2 protein-coding genes are annotated in these 2,780 nt (G+C 57.9%); both read left to right on the top strand.

Annotated features, from left to right (window positions below; genetic code table 11):
• Window positions 1-164 precede the first annotated feature (164 nt).
• Window positions 165-290: a hypothetical protein gene (locus ACFYE1_RS17220; protein WP_387745695.1), complete on the top strand. Its 126-nt coding sequence runs from the start codon at window positions 165-167 to the stop codon at window positions 288-290.
• A 464-nt stretch (window positions 291-754) separates the two neighbouring features.
• Window positions 755-2,230 (top strand): DUF4832 domain-containing protein, encoded by a 1,476-nt coding sequence (locus ACFYE1_RS17215; protein ID WP_387745692.1) that lies wholly within the window; start codon window positions 755-757, stop codon window positions 2,228-2,230.
• The last annotated feature ends 550 nt before the right edge of the window (window positions 2,231-2,780 follow it).

The raw sequence follows: 2,780 nt of genomic DNA, 5'->3' as shown, positions 1-2,780 counted from the left end.
AACGTCGGCAAGACCATCCCACGAGACACCGCCGGCACGGAGCACCAGCAAATCAAGGGTTAAACGACAAGGTTAGAGCACCTGACCGCCATCGGCATCACCGCCCTCACCGCCACGAAGGGTGCGAACCTGGCGGACTTCAGCGTGGCGACTTGATTGCGAAGATGAACGAGGTTATCGACGAGATCGCTCCGCGCCCGTCCTTCCTCCCCACCGAGGAGGAGACCAGCGAAACCGATGGACAGGTTTGGCGGAGGAGAAAATACTACTTCATGTGGGACCTCGGCTGATCCCCCTGACCGTCCGCCGACCACCACGGCCGGCGTCCTGCACCCCGGGGCGTCGGCCGTGGTGATCTTTCGTGCAGCCCTCCGCAGGAAACCGTTATGCAAGTGGGCACGCGCGGACAACAAGTGGGGCGCAGAATGGGAGGACGGACGGTTGCCGTAATCGTGGGATGACTAGTACCTTCACCGCCCGCTGACCTATCAACGAGGGCACTGGACGGGCTCGCCCTCCATCACCGAAGGAACTCGTGATGATAGAACACCACGAAGTGGAAGTACACGACTCTGCCACGACATCGTCGGGAGTAACACGGCGCGGTCTATTCGCAGCAGGCACGGCACTCGGCGTAGCCGCTACCCTCGGTGTGACAAGAGCCTCTGCCGCGCCCGCCCTGACTCTTGATACCAATTACCAAATCGATCCCAACCACACTGCACCCCTGACAGATCTCCGTAACGACTCACCCGTGAGAAACCCCGAAAGGGGATTCTACCGCCAGCTTAGTTCGGTGACTGACTACGACAATCTCGTTAAAGCGCCTAAAGTCCCACTTTGGACGCTTGTTGAATGGCACCTTTGGTTGAGTTCGGCGGGCAAAAGAAAACTTACATGGCTGGGCAATGGACACCCAGACACCAGCCCGGAGCTCAAAAAATACGCAGCAGAACTGCAGGAATGGCGCAAGAGGGGCGTGAAAGTAATCATCCGGCCACGCTACGACGTGAAAGGCACAGGATCGAGTAAGGGTGTTGAGCTCGACAGCGGCCTCACAGTTTTCCACGCGGCCACCCGGGAAATGCAGCTCAACCACATTGATGAAGTCGCGAAGATGCTCCGCGACAACCGTGACGCGATTGGCGCCATTCAAGCGGGTTACCTCGGATGCTGGGGTGAGTGGAATACAGCCGGGAAGGACCCTGCAGGAAAGAAGTTCAGTCCCGCCAATGCCCCGTTCCTCTACAACGAACCGGATCGCAGGGCAATCGTTGACCGCATCTTGTCCGCTTATGGCGGCAATACTTCAAATGGGCTGCTGCAACCAGTCGAAATGCGCACGCCTTTGTTCGCCGAGGAAGCACTCAGGCGGAATGCCCGAGCGAATGTCGGATTCCACAACGACTGCTTCATGAGCACATCAAAAGACGGGGTTCCTGACGATTATGGAACTTACTTGAATTTTCCCGGTAGCCCAGCAAACATTCTGCAGCGCGCAGGTGAATCAAGTGCGGAATATGAGAAGCGGGTACGCCAGGAATGGATGCGAAAGGCACGAGTACTTACCGCGACAAAAAGTTTCGGTGGAGAAACCTGTCCGTCCGACGGGATCAACGAGCGGTGGCGGAAACGCGCCGACATGTATTCCGAGCCAGCGATGCTACACATGAACTACCTGAACCATGACTACGCGACCGGCGCTGCCAAGCTCTGGATGGACAACCATTGGTATGAAGATATTGCGTCCAGCCTCGGTTACCGGTTCGAGGTGCAGCAGGTGGAGTACACGAAAACAGTGAAGACTGGCGAGAACGTTACGGTCATCGTTGACGTCAAGAACACTGGCTGGGCACACCTTCACAATCCTCGTAGGGCCCAGCTGTTTCTGCGCAAGGAGTCATCGACATGGACGACACCGGTGCCCTTCGGCGCACTAAACGGCACCGGAGCTACTGCCAGATGGGCACCTGGTGCTGGACCGACCCGCGTCATGTTTTCCCAACCGGCTCCGGCGGCTGGAACCTACACTGTGCACCTCGCCATCTTCGACCCGGCCGCAGAACCGAGGTGGAACAAGAACGTTCAAAGCCCCTCTTGGACGTATGCATATGCGGTCAGGCTGGCCTCAAGACGCGGCGGTAAGTACCTTTTCAACGCAGGCACGGACGATAAGTACACGGGAGCCACCGGCATGAACAATCTCGGCATAAGGATCACCGTGCAGTAACCAGCTCACCAGCAGCGGAACACACTCGGTTCTGCCACCGGGGTTTCGTTCTGACGTCACGTACCGGACTCGATCAGTGGACATGGGCGGTATGTATAAAAGATGGTTTCGATAGTATTCGCGCCCGCCGACTACCGCGCCAATACTATTGAAACCAATTTAAATTGATAAGCTTAGGTGAAGGGCCCTTGGTTCGAATCGCTCCGCTCTTAAGGGCCTCGGTGGCTGTACGTCTGCACCTACGTCAGGTGTGCGTACCTCCAGAAACACTGGCGCGGAAACCACTTGTCCTGGGACTTTTTCTGGTTGTGGGAGAGTTCCTGGGCATGGGCGTTGCTCTCGGAGAGCAGCACGGCCCCTAGCTCCGTGGTCACCAAATACGCCGGGCGGATAAGGCCGTGGATAGTATGCAGGTCAGTCCAACTAAGGAATGGTGTCAATAGTTCGGGCTCGGGGGTTGCCAGGCTCGCGGGGCGCTGAGCCTGGATCCGCCGATGTTGAGGGGCGCGGCGGGCGGGCCGTGACAGACGAATGCTCCTGTGACCAGTGA

This window comes from Kocuria nitroreducens, from assembly GCF_042879195.1.
Taxonomy (GTDB): domain Bacteria; phylum Actinomycetota; class Actinomycetes; order Actinomycetales; family Micrococcaceae; genus Kocuria; species Kocuria nitroreducens.
The sequence above is the reverse complement of the archived record's forward strand: the minus strand, read 5'-3'. Positions and strand labels throughout refer to the sequence as shown.

What these genes read in the sequence shown, in the direction of transcription:
- ACFYE1_RS17220 (WP_387745695.1), top strand. Translation starts at nt 165, where the DNA reads ATGAACGAGGTTATCGACGAGATCGCTCCGCGCCCGTCCTTCCTCCCC.